This is a genomic window from Bradyrhizobium dasycarpum (assembly GCF_042019905.1).
GTDB classification, from domain to species: Bacteria; Pseudomonadota; Alphaproteobacteria; order Rhizobiales; family Xanthobacteraceae; genus Bradyrhizobium; species Bradyrhizobium japonicum_B.
On the sequence record NZ_CP169574.1, the window covers coordinates 4,194,359 to 4,211,422 of the forward strand.

Here is a 17,064-nt window from a genome sequence, read left to right on the forward strand (position 1 = left end):
CAGCTGAACCGGCGTGCCAAATCTCAACATGCGTTACGGCTTGTTCGGACGCAGCTCGAGGCCAACGCCCTTGTTGACGAAGCGGAGCGTGTAGGATTTGCGGAAGTCGAGATCCGCCTTCACCACGCCGGCCTTGACCATCTTGTTGAAGAACGAGCTGTAGCGCTCGTCGCTCATCGCGCCGATGCCGTTCTTCAAGGAATCACCGGAATCGACGATGCCGTGCTCCTTCATCTTGGCGACGGAATAGGCGAGCAGATCGTCGGTCATTTCTGGATTGAGCTGCTTGATCATGGCGTTGCCGGCCGAATTGTCGCGATAGAGGTAATTGTACCAGCCCACCATGGAGGCATCGACGAAGCGCTGGACCAGATCGGGCTTCTTCTCGACGATGTCGCGGCGGGTCTCGATCAAGGTCGAATAGGTGTTGAAACCATAGTCGGCCAGCAGCAGCACGTTGGGCTTAAAGCCCGCCGCCTTCTCGACCGCGAAGGGCTCGGAGGTGACGTAGCCCTGCATCGCGCTCTTGGGGTTGGCGATGAAGGGCTGCGGATTGAAATTATAGGGGCGGACGTTCTTCTCGCTGAAGCCGTATTCGGACTTCAGCCACTGGAAATAGCTGCCCATGCCCTCCTTGGAGACGAACAGCGTCAGCGGCTTGAGGTCCTCGAGCTTGCCAACCTTGGCGTCCGGCTGCGTCAGCATCACCTGCGGGTCCTTCTGGAAGATCGCGGCGATGGTCACGACGGGGACGTTGTTGGCGACCGCGTCGAACGACATCAGCGTGTTCGCGGCCATGAAGAAATCGATCTTGCCGGCGATCAGCAGCATCCGGTTGTTTTCGTTGGGACCGCCGGGGACGATGGTGACGTCGAGGCCGTATTTCTTGTAAGTGCCGTCGGCGACCGCCTGGAAGAAGCCGCCATGCTCGGCCTCGGCGACCCAATTGGTGCCGAAAGTGACCTTGTCGAGCGTCTCGGCCCGCGCCGGTGCGAGAGCGACGAGAGCGGCGAAGAGGCCCGCCGTGAGCGTCCGCCGCAGATGAAAATGGGTCATAATGGCACTCCGTCGTTCGCTTGAAGCCCAATCGCGTCTGGCTCATACGAGCGCGACGCGATAGAACCGCATGACATCAGGGGACGCGAGCCCGCCGGGTCCGCATCCCCTGATACCCAAATTACGTGACAAATTCGGGCAAAGAAACCTCGATGACGCCGTCCCGCGACTGGACCGAGATCCGCTGGACCGGTGTGCCCCCGGCGGAGACGGCGCGCTGGATCGCGGTGCTGCCGCTGGCAGCGACCGAGCAGCACGGCCCGCATCTGCCGCTGACGACAGACGTGCTGATCGCGGACGCCTATCTGGCGCGCACGCGCGAGCTGTTGCCCGGAAGCGTCCCAGTGACGTTCCTGCCCGTTGAGCCGGTCGGGATCTCCACCGAGCATATCGACTATCCGGGCACGCAGACGCTGCCGACCGAGGTCGCGCTGAAGCGATGGACCGGAATCGGCGAGGACATCGCGCGGCGCGGCGTGAAGAAGCTCGTCATCATCACCAGCCATGGCGGCAACAGCGCGGCGATGATGCTGGTGGCACAGGATCTTCGCGCGCACCAAAGATTGTTCGTGGTGACGACGTCGTGGTCGCGGCTGTCGGGCGCCGACAAGCTGTTTCCGGCGGAGGAAGTGCGCCACGGCATTCATGGCGGCGCGATCGAGACCTCGATCATGCTGGCGCGCTATCCCGATCAGGTGCGTCAAGCCGCGATCGCCGATTTCGCCGCGAGCAGCATTGCACTGGAAAAGCAGTATCGCTGGCTGTCGACGCAGCGGCCCGCGCCGTTCGCCTGGCAGGCCCAGGATCTCAACGCCAGCGGCGCAATCGGCAACGCGACATTGGCCGAGCCGGCGAAAGGCGAGCAGCTGCTCGACCAGGGCGCGCGCGCCTTTTGCGAGTTGCTGAACGAGGTCGATAACTTCGACGTGAACAGGCTCGCCAAGGGGCCCCTCGGCTAGCCACTATAGTCCTGGAATCATTCAGGAAAGGGCGCGGCTCCGGCAGCGGATTTGCCGCTTTCGAACCGGACGCGAGGAGCCTCCGTCCAACTGGGCACGCGGGCCACAACGGACCGCCTCAACCCGGATGGAGTTTCTCATGTCGATCAAGACCAAGCTTGCCGCCGTCGCTCTCGCCACGCTCGCCCTGACTGGCAGCATCGTGTCCACCACCTCGCAGGCCGAGGCCAAGCAGCCCGGCTGGGTCTGGGGTGTGGGCGCCGGCATCGCCACCGCCGCCGTGGTCGGCTCCGCGATCGCCGCCACCAACGACCCCTATTATCACGGCTATCGCCGCTGCGGCTGGGTCGCCCAGTACAACGCCTTCGGCCAGTACGTCGGCCGCGTTCGTACCTGCTACTGATTTGAGTATCTGAGGCCGATCTCCCGTGGATCCTGCGTCCGACACGGGCGCCTCATCCACCCCGTGTCGTGCCCGCGACCCCGCCCGGCTGTCCCCCCGGGCGGGGTCATTCATGTTGGAGCCCGCTGGATTGTTGCAGCCTCGTCATACAGCGGTGCGATCCATCCTCAGTGGCGATCCGGATTTAGTTGTTATTGCGAATTAGTCGCAATAAGACTTGTCTTGAGTTCAGGAGCTTGGGACGAAGGCGGCTCGGGCCGAGATCATCTCGGCCGTGCGCGGGCCTAAGACTGATGACACGGCCGCCGCGAATCGGCAGGGATGTCGCGGTGGATGGATGACATTCGCGTTTGGGGGCGTGCGTTTTGACGTTGAGAGATCACCGCTACAGGTACTTGCGGACGGCCGCGGCGATTGCCTCGGGCGTGCTGGCTTTTCCCGCAACAGGCCGCGCGGCCGATCTGCCGCTCAAGGCGCCGGCGCTGAAGGCGGTGTACGACTGGACCGGCCTCTATATCGGCGCGCATGCCGGCGTCACCCGCGGCACGTCCTCGGCGACACTGACCGATCCCGCCTTGGCGACCGACAATAACGTCTTCACTGGCGCGACCGGCGGTGTCCAGGCCGGCTACAATTGGCGCCTCGCTTCGGGCCTGTTGCTCGGCGTCGAAGGCGACATCTCCTTTCCGAATTATCTGCCCTCCAACCACGTCGTGTCGTCGACGGGGACCGCGCTGTCCTTCGCGGAGGAACGCTGGGACTATGTCGCGAGCCTGCGCGCGCGGCTCGGTTACGCCAATGGCAATTGGCTGTTCTACGCCACCGGCGGCGCGGCCTTCACCGGCGAGCGTTTTCTCTCGACGCCGAACAGCGGCGTGGAAGAAAAGGTGCTGCACACGCGGTTGGGCTGGACCGCGGGCGGCGGCGTCGAATATGCCTTCGCGCCGCATTGGACGGCGCGGCTCGAATATCTCTACAGCAAGTACGACAACGCCAGCGTCACCTTCCCCTCGGGCGGGCAATATTCCTCGTCGATGGATCTTCACAGCCTGCGGCTCGGCCTCAATCGCAAGATCGACTGGCCGGGCGTGCCGACCTACAACCCGAAGTCGGATGTGACCGACACCGAGTCCAGCCGCTGGGAGATTCACGGCCAGTCCACCGCGCTGGGCCAGGGCTACCCCGCGTTCCGCGCGCCCTATACCGGACCGAACAGCCTGCTCCCGTCACCCGATTTTCAGCAGACCTGGAGCAATTCGCTCTATCTCAATGCGCGGCTATGGGACGGCGGTGAGATCTACTTCAACCCCGAGCTGCTGCAGGGTTTCGGTTTCAACAACACGACGGGCGCCGCCGGCTTCCCCAACGGCGAAGCGCAGAAATCCGGCTTCCCCTATCCGCACTTCAACGCCTCGCGGCTGTTCGTGCGACACACCTTCGGCTTCGGCGGCGAGCAGGAGGAGCTTGCCTCCGGCCAGCTTCAGCTCGCGAGCAAGGTCGACGTCTCGCGCCTGACCCTGCAGGTCGGCAAGTTCTCCGTGGTCGACGTGTTCGACGGCAATGCCTACGCGCACGATCCGCGCAAGGATTTCATGAACTGGTCGATCTGGGCCTCCGGCGCCTTCGACTACGCCGCCGACAAGCTCGGCCTCGGCTACGGCGCCACGGCCGAATTGAACCAGAAGCAATGGGCCCTGCGCGCCGGCTATTTCCTGATCGGCGCGGAATCGAACTCCAGCAATTTCGACATGAATGTCGGTCGCCGCGGCGAGTATGTGGCGGAGCTCGAGACCCGCCATTCGCTGTTCGGCCAGCCCGGCAAGCTGCGCGTGCTCGGTTTCGTCAACAGCGCCTTTGCGGGCAGCTATCGCGAAACGCTGGACAATCCCGCATTCGGCGTCGACATCAGCCAGACCCGCCGCGGACGCGTCAAATACGGCTACGCGTTCAACCTCGAACAGGCCATCACTACCGACATCGGCGTGTTCGGCCGTTGGAGCTGGAACGACGGCCGCAATGAGATCATGGCCTTCACCGACATCGACCGCAGCCTGTCCGGCGGCGTCTCGGTCAAGGGCACGACCTGGGGCCGGCCCGACGACGTCGTCGCCCTGGCCGGCGCCGTCAACGCGCTGTCGCAGGATCACCGCGACTTCATCGCCGCCGGCGGCCTCGGCCCGCTGATCGGCGACGGCCGGCTCAACTACCGCAGGGAACGCGTGCTGGAAACCTATTATGCCTACGCGCTGAACAAGGCGCTGACCTTCACCGCCGATTACCAGCTGATCGTCAACCCCGCCTACAACGCCGACCGCGGCCCGGTGTCGGTGTTTTCAGGACGGCTGCACGGCGAGTTCTGAGTCGCCAGAGCTCAGAACAGGAGCGCGACACCCGAGACGAACAGCAACGCCAGCACGATCTTGCGAAATGCGGTCTCGTCGATCCGGCCGAACAGTTTCAGTCCCAGCCAGGTTCCGGCAAACAGGAACGGCAAGCCGAGCGCGAACAGCTTTGCTGTGTCGAGTGTGAGGGATCCGTTGACACCCAGCCAAAACGCCGCCGTGGTGAACACCACGACTGCGACCGGCTGGAACGTCGCGCGTTGCACCTCCTTGGGAGAGCCGCGCAGATTGCACCAGATGGTGATGATGATGCCGGCAAGCCCAGTGAGCCCGCCTAGCAGGCCGTTGGCGAAACCAACCGCAGCATCGGCGGCGGGTGGAACAGCGGCTGCGAGCTTGAGCTGCGGCCGAAACAAAGCATAGAGGCTGTAGGCGATCAGGACGACGCCGATGGCAAGGCGAAGGCTGCGCGGATCGGTCGCGGTCAGGAGCCACACGCCGACCGGCACGCCGAGCATGGCGCCGATCACAAATGGCCATAACCGGTGCCAGTCGAGCGCGGCGCGCAGCTTCCAGACCGAGTAGCTCTGCACCAGAAGGCCAAAGCCGACGATCAGGCTGGCGCTCTGAACCGGCGTCAGCACATAGAGCCACAGCGACGCTGCGACCAGGCCGAAGGCGAAGCCGGAAAGACCGGCCACGAATGCGCCGGCAAAAGTGGCCAACAGGAAGATTGGAAGCTCGACAGCGATCCCGTCCATTGCTCGCTCCATAGGTCAGCGAGCAGCGCTTGCGTGGGATCACCACTTGACGGGGAGGCCGCGACATCCCCGTGTCGTAAGCCTAGGTGAAGCCGCTTCGTTCCACAACCGCTTTCTACGCCGCGCGGATCGCGTCGAGGAACTTGCCGACCTCGACCTTGAGACGGCTGCTCTCGCCGGACAGCGATCTCGCCGACGTCAGCACGTTGGCCGATGCCGAGCCGGTCTGGCTCGCGCCGCGCTGCACGTCGACGATGCTGGCGGAGACTTGCTGGGTGCCGCGCGCGGCCTGCTGCACGTTGCGGGAAATCTCCCGCGTCGCCGCGCCCTGCTCCTCGACCGCCGAGGCGATCGCGGAGGCGATTTCCGACATGCGGGTGATGGTGTCGCCGATCGCCTTGATGGCGCCGACGGATTCCTCCGTCGCGGTCTGGATTCCCGAGATCTGCTGGCTGATCTCGCCGGTCGCCTTGGCGGTCTGCTCGGCGAGCGCCTTGACCTCGGAGGCAACCACGGCGAAGCCGCGCCCGGCCTCGCCGGCGCGCGCCGCCTCGATGGTGGCGTTGAGGGCGAGAAGATTGGTCTGGCCGGCGATCTGGCTGATCAACTCGACGACATCTCCGATCCGCCCTGCAGCCTTGGCGAGCTCGCCGACATGGTCGTTGGTCCGCCCCGCCTGCTGCACCGCCTCGCCGGCGATACGCGCGGAATCCTGCACCTGGCGGCTGATCTCGTCGACCGAAGAGGCCATCTCCTCGGCCGCCGAGGCAACGGTCTGCACGTTGGTGGACGCCTGCTCGGAGGCGGCCGCGACGGTTGCGGTGACCTTCTCCGATTGATCGGCCGTGCTCGTCAGCGTGCCCGCGGATGCTTCCAGCTCGGACGAGGCCGACGACACCGTGTTGATCACATCGCCGATCATGGCTTCGAACTCGCGCGCGATCTGATCCATGCGCTGGCTGCGCCGCAGCTTCGCCTCGGCCTCGGCCGCAGCGGCCTCGTCGGCGGCCTTCTTGGCGAGCAGCGAATCCTTGAAGTGCTGCAACGAGCCCGCCACCTGGCCGATCTCGTCGTTGCGACCGGTGGTGGGGATCTCGACATCGTGCCGTCCGGCGGCAAGCGTTCCGATCACGTCCGCGATCCGGCCGAGCGGGGTCACCACGCGCTTGCGCAGCATCAGGGTCACGCCACCGAGCGTTCCGAGCAGGGCGAGCACGGCGACGCCGGCCAGCGCGAGCATCGCCAGGGCGCCGTTCCGCGCAGCCGTGGCGCGCTCGGCCGCTTCGGCCAGCGCGGCGTCGCGCACGCCGTAGAACATCTGGATGGCGGGGACGATGACCTTCGCCAGCTCCTCGGCGTTGACGCCATACTTGCCGTCGCCGCGGGCCGCGGGCATTTCCTGATCCACGACCGGAGCTGCTTTTCCGAAATAGGCCTCCGTCGCCGCCTTCAGCGCCGCGGCGATCCGGGGCGGATTGCCGAGCTGCTGCATGCCGGCCTCGATGCGCTCGCGGTCGGCTTCGACGCGTCCCTGCATGCGGTCCATCAAGGAGAATTCGGCCGCCTGCAGCGGGCGGCGTGCCGACAACGCCGGCGACAAGGTGGCGGCGCGGCTGCCGGCCGAGACACGCAGATCCTGCGCGGTTCGCGCCAGGCCCAGGAGCGCTGCCAGAGAGGAATCGGCGTTGACGATCTGCCCTTCGAGCTGGTTCATGATCGGCTCGATATTGCTGATGACCTCGGCAACGGCGGGAAGGAAGCCCTTGACCACAGCGCTGTCGCGCGCCGCCAGGGGAACAGCCATCGCGCGATCTGCCGCCGTGTAGACGTCCTTGAGCCGTCGGGCGGCGCGGTCCAGGGCGTCGATCATCGCTGCGCTGTCATCGAGCACCAGGATGGCGCGCCTTGCCGCCTCGAATCCGGCATCGGCCGCTTTCGCGGCCTTCCCGGCAGCTTCGATCTGGGCCGGGGTCGCAGCGCCTTCCTGGAAGATCGGGGAGATGTAGGGCGCACGAAGTCCGGCGACGTGCTGGCTGACGGTCAACATCGCACCAAAGGCGTCGACCGTCTTGATTGCGTCGGAGCGGTTCGTGAAGATGCGCGTCTGGGGTATCAGCACCTCGGCGCCGAGGACGACCGCAAAGACCGTCACCGTCAGCATCGACAGCGCAAAAAGTTTCCCGATTCGCATCTTAGGGTCTCCCGAATACATTTCTGCTATGTCGAAAACTTAGCTGCCGGCCATGAAGGGGTCGTTAAGCATCGATCCGTAGTTCCGCGGAGGGCCAGCTCGTCGCTGATGCCCGGGGATTTCGTCGCGTATGGGTTCCGTCGGGCGGCGGATACGGCAAAATTGACGGCATTTCCGCTCCGAATACCTATATCGAGGCAGGTGCCGTTCATGCGGCCACACTCCCTTACCTCGGAATCTCAATGCTCTCGGTCGAACTCGTCATTGTCGTCGTCCTGATCGTGATCAATGGCCTGCTGTCCATGTCCGAACTGGCCGTGGTCTCGTCGCGTCCAGCGCGGCTGTCGCTGCTGGCGGCCAAGGGCGTGCGCGGCGCCGAGCGGGCGCTGGCGCTAGCGGCCGATCCCGGCAAGTTCCTCTCGACGGTGCAGATCGGCATCACGCTGGTCGGCGTGCTCTCCGGCGCGTTCTCGGGCGCGACCCTCGGACAGCGGCTGACGCAATGGCTGCTCGAGCTCGGCCTCTCCAAGGGCATTGCCGACATCGTCGGGGTCGGGCTCGTGGTCACGCTCATCACCTACGCCACCCTGATCGTCGGCGAGCTGGTGCCGAAGCAGGTGGCGCTGCGCGATCCCGAAAGCATCGCGGTCCGCGTCGCGCCCGCGATGCATGTGCTGGCGAAGATATCGCTGCCGCTCGTCTTCCTGCTCGACGTCTCCGGAAAGCTGATCCTCACGCTGCTCGGCCGCGGCGGCAGAACCGTGGAAAAAGTCTCGGAGGACGAGATCCATCACCTCGTCCGTGAGGCCGAGAGCGCGGGCGTGCTCGAGCCGGGCGAGAAGGAGATGATCGCCGGCGTGATGCGGCTCGGCGATCGTCCTGTCGGCGCCGTCATGACGCCGCGCACGGAGGTCGACGAGATCGACCTGAACGCCCCGCCTGAGGAGATTCGCGAGATCATCGCCAACAGCCCGCACTCGCGCTTTCCCGTCTCCGACGGCGACCGCGACAAGCCGATCGGCGTGCTCCAGGCCAAGGACTTGCTGGTCGCCTATATGAACGAGCGCAACCCCGATCTGCGCGCACTGGTGCGCGAGGCGCCCGGCATCCCGGCGTCGGCAGACGCGCGCGACGTGCTGACCATTCTGAGAACCGCTCCGGTTCATGTCGGTTTCGTCTACGACGAATACGGTGGCTTCGAGGGCATGGTGACGGCCACCGACATCCTCGAGTCGATCGTCGGCGCCTTCCATTCCGAGGCGGGACCGCCGGAGCCGGCCTATGTCAGGCGCGCCGACGATTCGTTGCTGATCTCCGGCTGGATGCCGGTGGACGAATTCGGCGATCTGCTCGGCGTCGAACTGCCGCCGCACCGCTACAACACGGTGGCGGGCCTCGTGCTGCAACAATTCAGCGCGCTGCCCGATGCCGGCGACGCCTTCGACTTCGGCGGTTGGCATATCGAGGTGGTCGATCTCGACGGGCGGAGGATCGACAAGATCCTGGCGAGCCGGTTGAGTGAAGTCGAGACGGGATGAATTGAGCGATAGCGCGAGTGCGCGCCGATTTCGCCCCCTGCGACCTTACCTGAACTCACCCCTCACCCGAATCTCACGCCGATCCGCTTCTCCTTGCGCCAGACCACCGTGCAAGCGAGATGCTTTGCGTCGACCGCAACGAACAGAGTGAAATGCTCGGGAATGCCGAGGGGGCTGGTGACGTCGAGCGCGGCGCCGGTGTCGGACAGGTTGCGCACGGTGCAGTCGATCGCGCCGCCGCCGAACTCGATCGTTCCGGCCTTCAGCACGCGATGCCTTGCCTTGTCGCGCCGTTCGTCCATGGGCCCAATTTACACCCAAAGTTGAACCAACCGTTAAAGCCCGCTCAGCTCCCGCTGCGCCTTGCGCAGGCCGGTATCGCGGTGGGGCAACTGCTACAGCGCCGGCTGGAACGTGTCCGCCCGTGCCATCCGCCAGGCGTCGCTGAAGCGCGGGTCCGCGGTGCCTTCGAGCAGCTCGCCCGGACGCAGCTCCGGATAGAGCTGGGCGAAGGATCGCACCTGGGTCGTCGAGGTCCGCTGGCTGAAATGGATCGGGCGCAGCTGTTGCGGATGCTCGAGACCGGCCGCGGCGATCAGCTCGGTGAGCGAGTGCAGCGTCGCGTGGTGATAATTATGCACGCGGTCGATCTTGAGCGGCACGTAGAGCGCACGTGCGCGTGTCGGATCCTGCGTCGCCACCCCGGTCGGACAGCGGTCGGTGTGGCAGCTCAGCGACTGGATGCAGCCGAGCGAGAACATGAAGCCGCGCGCCGAGTTGCAGTAGTCGGCGCCGATCGCCATGGCGCGCGCCATGTCGAAGGCAGTGGCGATCTTGCCGGAGGCGCCGATCCTGATGCGGTCGCGCGCATTGATGCCGATCAACGCGTTGTGGACGAAACTGACGCCCTCGCGCATCGGCATGCCCAGATGATCCATGAATTCCAGCGGCGCCGCACCGGTGCCGCCTTCATTGCCGTCAACGACGATGAAGTCCGGATAAATGCCGGTCTCGAGCATCGCCTTGCAGATCGCCAGGAACTCCCAGGGATGGCCGATGCACAGCTTGAAGCCGGTCGGCTTGCCGCCCGAGAGGCGCCGCATCTCGGCGATGAACTGCATCATGCCGGTTGGGGTGGAGAACGCGCGGTGCGAGGCCGGGGAGATGCAGTCCTCGCCCATCGCGACGCCGCGGATCTTGGAGATCTCCTCCGAGACCTTTGCCGCCGGCAGCACGCCGCCGTGGCCGGGCTTGGCGCCCTGGCTGACCTTGAGCTCGACCATCTTGATCTGGTCGTCACCGGCGACGCGCGCGAACGCCTCGGGATCGAAGGTGCCGTCGAGATGACGGCAGCCGAAATAGCCGGAGCCGATCTCCCAGATGATGTCGCCGCCCATCTCGCGATGATAGGGGCTGACGCCGCCCTCCCCGGTGTCGTGCGCGAAGCCGCCCTTCTTCGCGCCGGCATTGAGCGCCCGCACCGCGTTGGGGCTGAGCGCGCCGAAGCTCATCGCGGAGATGTTGAACACCGAGGCCGAATAGGGCTTCTTGCAATCGGGACCGCCGATGGTGATGCGGAATTTCTCCTGCGCATGCGTCTTCGGCGACACCGAGTGGTGCATCCACTCATAGCCCTCGCGATAGACGTCCTCCTGGGTGCCGAACGGACGCTTGTCGAGTTCCATCTTGGCGCGCTGATAGACCACCGCGCGGGTGTCGCGCGAGAACGGCATGCCGTCCTTCTCGCTCTCGAAGAAATATTGCCGCATCTCGGGGCGTATCTCTTCGAGCAGGAAGCGGATATGCGCGGAGATCGGATAATTGCGCAGCACCGCGTGGCTCTTCTGCAGCAGATCGCGCACGCCGAGCAGCGTCAGCGCGCCGAAGATCAGGATCGGCACCAGCATGATGTCGAAGATCTTGCGGTCGGCGAGGCCGATGCCGATCAGGAGCGCGGTGACCACCGCGCAGATCGTCAGCACGATGAAGCGCGGCGAGAAGGGCAGCAGCAGGGTCTCCATGATCCCCTCTTCCGCCAGCGGCAGGCGTTTGGGGGCTTGCTGCGTCTTGTTGTCGTCGGCCACGATTCCCATCCTCTCGCCAGCATGAGGCGGTACGATACGCCTTCGCCTGTCATACGGATATGACGCGGCCCTTGTTTCAGGCTAGCGAATTCGGCCGAGACAAATCAATCAGCCTGACGGCGGGGTTTTGCGGTGCAGCAAAGGGGGTGGGAGGGAAGATTAGTCGCGGAGCTGAGCGGATGCCCTATCGATCGCCAAAGGGGGCACACGCGCTTCCCACCCTCAGCTGTCGTCCCGCGCAAGCGTCAGCGCAAACCCGGGATCCACAGTCACGGGATTTGGAGCCTGGGAAAGCCGTCACTCCGAATCGTCGCACAACCACGGCCGGTGGTTCTGGGTCCCGGATCGGCGCTCCGCTTCGCTGCGCTTGCCCGGGACGACGAGTTGAGTGTGGCGCGCGATCACGCCACGTGTTCAACAGAAAGCTTACCGCTCGACGAACGCCTTCTCGATCACGAAATGGCCGGGCCTGTTGCCGCTGCCTTCGATGAAGTCGCGGCTCTCGAACATCACCTTCAGCTCTTCCAGCATCGCCGGGCTGCCGCACATCATGATGCGGTCGGTTGCGATGTCGAGCGGCGATTGCCCGATGTCGTTGAAGATCTGCTCGGAGCTGATGAGGTCGGTGATGCGGCCGCGGTTCTTGAACGGCTCGCGGGTCACGGTCGGATAATAGACGAGCTTGTCCGCGAGCAGCTCGCCGAACAGCTCGTCCTCGCGCAAGGTCGCGACCAGCTTCTCGCCATAGGCGAGCTCGGAGACCTGGCGGCAGCCGTGCACCAGCACGATGGACTCGAACTGCTCGTAGACCTCGGGATCCTTGATCAGGCTCGCGAACGGGGCAAGGCCGGTGCCGGTCGAAAGCAGCATGAGCCGCTTGCCGGGCAGAAGGTTGTCGGTGATCAGCGTGCCTGTCGCCTTGCGGCCGACCAGGATGGTGTCGCCTTCCTTGATCTTCTGCAGACGCGAGGTCAGCGGGCCGTCCTGCACCTTGATCGAGAAGAACTCGAGCTCTTCCTCATGGTTGGCGCTCGCCATGCTGTAGGCGCGCAGCAGCGGACGGCCGTCGACTTCGAGGCCGATCATGGCGAACTGGCCGTTCTGGAAGCGGAAGCCGGTGTCGCGCGTGGCGCGGAAGCTGAACAGCGTGTCGGTCCAGTGCTGAACGGAAAGAACCTTTTCTCGGTAAAACGCGCTCATGATTTTCGATATTCCGAATAATTGCGGTTTTCGGGCAACAGCGTTGCCCGGCCCCGGAAAACAGGGCGGACACCATTGCCATGGCGGAGGATTTCGCGTGTGTGATCTACGCCATTGAGACCAATAATCAACCTCGTTTCGGCTGCAATTGATGCCGATCAAACCGGCATTTGCGGCGGAATTGGACGCATCATTAACGAATCTGCTGCCCCGCCTTCGGGCAGGGCAATTTCTTTTCCCTCCGGGGCTCGATTGCAGCACTTAATTTCCGTCGCGCTCGCGAGAATTTCATTAAGAATAGCTCTGATTTTCCGCGCCATTGACGCCGTTGCCCGCATTTTTGCGGCTTTCGGCGACGGGAACGACGCAAGGCATGACAGGCGATTTGGCAAGCGGCGAGCGAATCTTCGTTCAGGCAATCCGGCGCTATTGCGCCGACCACGGCATCGCCGTCGATGTCCGCGCCGGCGGCTGGCTGATCGCGATGCGCCGGGGCCAGCTGCGCCGCTTCGCCTTCGGCTACGACATCGGCCTCAACAGCGCGATCGCGCACCGTCTCGCCAACGACAAATCGGCCACCGCCGAGGTGCTGACGGCGGAGCGCGTGCCCTGCGTTCCCCACCAGCTCTTTCTCAATCCGAAGCTGGGTAGCAACGTGGTCGACGCCGGCTGGCGGGAGGCCATGCTCGAGCTGCTTGGCGACAATCCGCAGGGCGTGGTGGTGAAGCCGAACGAGGGAACATCGGGCCGCTCGGTGTTCAAGGTGGCGACCGAGGCAGAACTCGACCGCGCGGCCAGCGAGGTCTTCTCGATGAGCGCGGGGCTCGTGATCTCGCCCTATGTCGCGATCGAGGACGAAGTTCGCGTGGTGCTGCTGGATGACGTGGCGCGGGTCGTCTACAGCAAGCGGCGCGGCACCGATTGGCGACACAATCTCGATGCCGGCGCAAGGCCGGTGTTGCTGGAGGATGGCGATGTCCGCAGGGCCTGCGTCAAGCTCGCGGTCGACGCCGCGCGCGCCATCGGCATTGTCTTTGCGTCGATCGACGTGGTTCGGGTCGACGGTGCATGGCGCGTGCTCGAGATCAATTCCGGCGTGATGATGGAGGCCCTGGCGAAGCTGCATCCAGAGCTGGTGCAAGCGACATACGACGCGGCGCTGGACCGGATCTTCGAGGCAGAGCGCTGAGCCCCACGTGCTGGCCGCCGATATCCTGCGACAGCAAATCGGCAAAATAGAACGAGGCCCGGAATACCGAGCCTCGTTACCTTAGCAACTGCATCGAGGTTTCAGAGAGAGCCGCCAGGTTTCAAGACGCTATCGTAGGTCCTGCTCGTGTCGGTTGCGCCAGCGCAAACAACAGTAAAATGCGGCGGCGCGCACGCTGCGATTCTCGCAAGATCGCATCGGCCGCTGACAGGCTCCCGGCCCGCTAGATCAGGCAGGTGAGATAAACGACCGCCCCGCTGAGGACGACTGCGACGGACCAAAACGCTGGGTCGAACGGCTCGGTGGCAACGCCGCTCTCGATTCTGCTCACTCGCATCGCGGATCTCCGGGTCAGGGGGCGGCAACGATGGACAAACCGCTCAGAACCACCGGCTTGCCGGGCTTGAATACGGCGGTTCTCTCGACCGATAAGGTTCTCACGTCGGCGTGGAGCGAAACGACAAGACCGGCGACAGCCGCGGTAACCAGCAACGCGACGATGACGATCCTCGCGTGAGTGGCGCGGTCGGCACTATAAATCGAATGATTCATTGGGCTCTCCGAACTCTGTTCCGCTCGGCATTGTTAAACGGAACCGCCGGGCCGCGCGATTGCGCGGCTTACCTTAGGGCGGGTCCCCTAAGTAGTCTGCCGGAGAGAATTCAACCTCCGAAGTTGTGCAACATCAACGTCACACCGTCCGCTTCGCAACTAGAAATCCGCAGCTCCATCTTTCGAAGTGCGGACATGAACGAAGCGCACCAATTGGCTCTGGCGATGTTCGTCCTCGCCTGTACGGCCGCGACACTGGTGGCTGGGCAGCTTTATATGCAGCAGAGCATGGATTCGCAGACTTTCGCCGGCAGACACGTGCCGGCGCGATCGCTGGGCGTTTCGCCGGTTGCGAAGATGCGCGGTCAAGAACCAGATTTCGTCGTGACGAGGCGGCCCTGAGTTCGACGGCGGCGAGCAGCCCGGCCGCCGGAGAGCAGGATGTCGGTGTCCAGCCGTTGGCAGGATGTTCCCGTTGTGAAATCGAACGCGGCGCTCTAGCCTTCGTGCGGCGCACAACACATGCGGCCTGCACGTCTTGTTTGCGGCGGCTGCATCAATAATCGTCAAGACATCAATGAGGGAAACGCCATGAGCGGCAACGCCAATCGCCAGATCCTGCTGGTCGAAAAACCCGGCGGCAAGCTCGGCCTCGAGCATTTCAGGATGGTCGACGGCGCAATGCCGGAGCCGAAAGACGGCGAAGCCCTGCTGCGCGTGCGATACATTTCACTCGACGCCGCCAACCGCGCCTGGATGCACGGCGCGACCTATCGCTCCGCGGTCGAGGCCAACAGCGTGATGGCGGGCGGCGCCATTGCCGAGGTCGTCAGCTCGAAGGCGCCCGAGCTTGCGCCCGGCGACATCGTGTTCGGCGACACGGGCTGGCAGGAATATGCCGCGGTGCCGGCGAAGCATCTCACCAAGATGCCGAAGCCTCGAGCCGATGACGCATCTGCTCAGCGTGTTCGGCATCGCCGGCCTCACCGCCTATTTCGGCCTGCTCGAGATCGGCAAGCCGAAGGAGGGGGAGACCGTGGTGGTCTCGGCGGCGGCGGGCTCGGTCGGCTCGATCGTCGGGCAGATCGCCAAGATCAGGGGATGCCGCGTGGTCGGCATCGCCGGCGGCGCTGAGAAGTGTAATTGGCTGACCTCTGAGCTCGGCTTCGATGCCGCCGTCGATTACAAGGCCGGTGCATTGTTCAAGGCGCTGCGCGCCGCCGCGCCGAAGGGCATCGACGTCTATTTCGACAATGTCGGCGGCGACATTCTCGAAGCCTGCCTGCCGCAGATGAACAATTACGGCCGCATCGCCTGCTGCGGCGCGATCTCGCAATATGACGGCGTGCCCGCAGCGCACGGCCCGCGCGGCGTACCGGGACTGATCGTGGTCAAGCGGCTCGTCATGCAGGGCTTCATCGTGATGGACTACATGAAGGAGAGCCAGCGCGCGCTCGCCGATCTCCAGGCCTGGGTCAAGTCCGGCAAGCTGAAGGTGCAGGAAGACATCATCGCCGGCCTCGAGAATACGCCGAAGGCGCTGATCGGATTGCTCGCCGGCGAAAACCGCGGCAAGCGCATGGTCAGGCTCTGAACCACGCCGGCACATCGTCGCCGCGCCGGCACAATCTGCTTGCGGTAGCAACCGAAGCAGCCAATGATATTGCTCGCGAAGCATCACTCGCGACGATTGCGCGCGACCTTGATGAAGCGCCGAACGATATCGACAGGGGCAGGAATTCATCCGGATGGTCAACACGTTGAAACAAGTCGCAACGCGCACGGCGTTGCTGGCGGCGGCACTCGCAACTGCAACAGGTGCGTTCGCGCAGGCGCCGACCGACGCCCAGAAGAGCGCCATCCGGTCCGCGTGCCGCTCGGACTTCATGGCGCATTGCTCGAGCGTGACGCCCGGCGGCACGGAAGCGTTTCAATGTCTGCAGAAGAACGTGTCGAGCCTCTCGTCGGGATGCCAGACCGCGGTTCGCGCGATCACTCCGCCGGCCGCGCCAAAGACCGAGGCTGCTCCCACCCCGCCGAAGACCGAAGCTGCACCCAAGGAAACGGTGAAGGAAACGGTGAAGGAAGCGGCCCCCAAAGCCGAGCCGGCACCTGCCGCACCGAAGGCTGAATCCGCTCCCGCTGCGAAGCCGGCCGCGGCGCCACCGGCGCCGAAGGCTGCTGCGCCCAAGCAGCCGAGCAGCGCGCAGTTGGCTGCGATCAAGAGCTCCTGCCGCGGCGATTATCCCAAGGTCTGCGCCAGCGTGCCGCCGGGCGGAACGGCCGCGCTCGAGTGCCTGGAGAAGAACAAGGCCAAGGTCTCGCCAGCCTGCGAGAAGGCCGTCACCGCTGCGACCGGCGCTGGCGCGGCCGCCCCCACTGCGCCGACGGGGGCCGCAGCAGCCGCGCCTGCCGCGGCGCCGACCGTGCTCGTGCTGCGCCCCTTGCGGCCGCGCGAACAGCTAATGGTCGCCCAATCGGCCTGCGGCGCCGACATCCGCACCATCTGTGCCGGCGTCGAGGCCGGCGGCGGCCGCATCATTCAGTGCCTCGCCAGCAATGCCGCCTCGCTGTCACCGGCGTGCAGGGACGTGCTGGCGCCATTCGCGGCGCGATAGCTGGTCTGATCCGCGAATAGCCAAGCCGGCGCGGTTTGGCTATGATTCGGATCTGACGGTTCGGATGCGCGTAAAACGTGTGTCCGACGATGAGTTTCGGCGCCCGCGCTCGGCGGATAATTCCGCTGGCGCCCGGCGTCGGAGCACATT

The 17,064-nt window shown here is 64.8% G+C and carries 14 protein-coding genes and 1 pseudogene; 8 read left to right on the forward strand and 7 right to left on the reverse strand.

From position 1 onward, the window contains the following. Window positions 1-33: 33 nt before the first annotated feature. A complete protein-coding gene (locus tag ACETMP_RS20215) occupies window positions 34-1,056 on the reverse strand; it encodes an ABC transporter substrate-binding protein (protein ID WP_257196784.1) in 1,023 nt (340 codons plus the stop codon). Window positions 1,057-1,208: 152 nt separating this feature from the next. On the opposite strand from ACETMP_RS20215, the gene ACETMP_RS20220 reads away from it, so the two are divergent. The 3 genes from ACETMP_RS20220 (at window position 1,209) to ACETMP_RS20230 (ending at window position 4,778) form a co-directional block, all read left to right on the forward strand. Next, window positions 1,209-2,015, forward strand: a complete 807-nt coding sequence (locus ACETMP_RS20220; RefSeq protein ID WP_375157558.1) for a creatininase family protein — start codon at window positions 1,209-1,211, stop codon at window positions 2,013-2,015. Between the two features lie 139 nt (window positions 2,016-2,154). Then, entirely contained in the window at window positions 2,155-2,418 is a 264-nt protein-coding gene (locus ACETMP_RS20225; protein WP_375157559.1) for a hypothetical protein, read from the forward strand. A 395-nt stretch (window positions 2,419-2,813) separates the two neighbouring features. Beyond that, entirely contained in the window at window positions 2,814-4,778 is a 1,965-nt protein-coding gene (locus ACETMP_RS20230; RefSeq protein WP_375161941.1) for a carbohydrate porin, read from the forward strand. Window positions 4,779-4,789: 11 nt separating this feature from the next. On the opposite strand, the gene ACETMP_RS20235 is transcribed toward ACETMP_RS20230, so the two are convergent. Both ACETMP_RS20235 and ACETMP_RS20240 read right to left on the reverse strand, forming a co-directional pair. Further along, window positions 4,790-5,521: a sulfite exporter TauE/SafE family protein gene (locus ACETMP_RS20235; protein WP_375157560.1), complete on the reverse strand. Its 732-nt coding sequence runs from the start codon at window positions 5,519-5,521 to the stop codon at window positions 4,790-4,792. A 115-nt stretch (window positions 5,522-5,636) separates the two neighbouring features. After that, window positions 5,637-7,712: a methyl-accepting chemotaxis protein gene (locus ACETMP_RS20240; protein ID WP_375157561.1), complete on the reverse strand. Its 2,076-nt coding sequence runs from the start codon at window positions 7,710-7,712 to the stop codon at window positions 5,637-5,639. Between the two features lie 242 nt (window positions 7,713-7,954). Here ACETMP_RS20240 and ACETMP_RS20245 point away from each other — a divergent pair, with 242 nt between their 5' ends. Then, entirely contained in the window at window positions 7,955-9,250 is a 1,296-nt protein-coding gene (locus tag ACETMP_RS20245; RefSeq protein ID WP_375157562.1) for a hemolysin family protein, read from the forward strand. Window positions 9,251-9,312: 62 nt separating this feature from the next. On the opposite strand, the gene ACETMP_RS20250 is transcribed toward ACETMP_RS20245, so the two are convergent. From ACETMP_RS20250 to ACETMP_RS20260, 3 genes are all read right to left on the reverse strand, one after another. After that, entirely contained in the window at window positions 9,313-9,552 is a 240-nt protein-coding gene (locus tag ACETMP_RS20250; RefSeq protein ID WP_375157563.1) for a PilZ domain-containing protein, read from the reverse strand. Window positions 9,553-9,645: 93 nt separating this feature from the next. Next, entirely contained in the window at window positions 9,646-11,343 is a 1,698-nt protein-coding gene (locus tag ACETMP_RS20255) for an FMN-binding glutamate synthase family protein (protein WP_375157564.1), read from the reverse strand. 417 nt (window positions 11,344-11,760) lie between these two features. Continuing rightward, window positions 11,761-12,534, reverse strand: coding sequence for a ferredoxin--NADP reductase (locus ACETMP_RS20260; protein WP_375157565.1), 774 nt, complete (start codon window positions 12,532-12,534; stop codon window positions 11,761-11,763). Between the two features lie 385 nt (window positions 12,535-12,919). Here ACETMP_RS20260 and ACETMP_RS20265 point away from each other — a divergent pair, with 385 nt between their 5' ends. Further along, on the forward strand, window positions 12,920-13,723 hold the full coding sequence (locus tag ACETMP_RS20265; RefSeq protein WP_375161942.1) for a RimK family alpha-L-glutamate ligase: 804 nt from the start codon (window positions 12,920-12,922) through the stop codon (window positions 13,721-13,723). A 372-nt stretch (window positions 13,724-14,095) separates the two neighbouring features. Here ACETMP_RS20265 and ACETMP_RS20270 read toward each other — a convergent pair whose 3' ends face one another. Beyond that, entirely contained in the window at window positions 14,096-14,296 is a 201-nt protein-coding gene (locus ACETMP_RS20270) for a hypothetical protein (protein WP_375157566.1), read from the reverse strand. A gap of 195 nt (window positions 14,297-14,491) precedes the next feature. Here ACETMP_RS20270 and ACETMP_RS20275 point away from each other — a divergent pair, with 195 nt between their 5' ends. The 3 genes and pseudogenes from ACETMP_RS20275 (at window position 14,492) to ACETMP_RS20285 (ending at window position 16,914) form a co-directional block, all read left to right on the forward strand. Further along, entirely contained in the window at window positions 14,492-14,698 is a 207-nt protein-coding gene (locus ACETMP_RS20275) for a hypothetical protein (RefSeq protein ID WP_375157567.1), read from the forward strand. Between the two features lie 189 nt (window positions 14,699-14,887). Next, window positions 14,888-15,890, forward strand: a pseudogene (locus ACETMP_RS20280) (NADP-dependent oxidoreductase). Window positions 15,891-16,044: 154 nt separating this feature from the next. Continuing rightward, on the forward strand, window positions 16,045-16,914 hold the full coding sequence (locus tag ACETMP_RS20285) for a cysteine rich repeat-containing protein (protein ID WP_375157568.1): 870 nt from the start codon (window positions 16,045-16,047) through the stop codon (window positions 16,912-16,914). The last annotated feature ends 150 nt before the right edge of the window (window positions 16,915-17,064 follow it).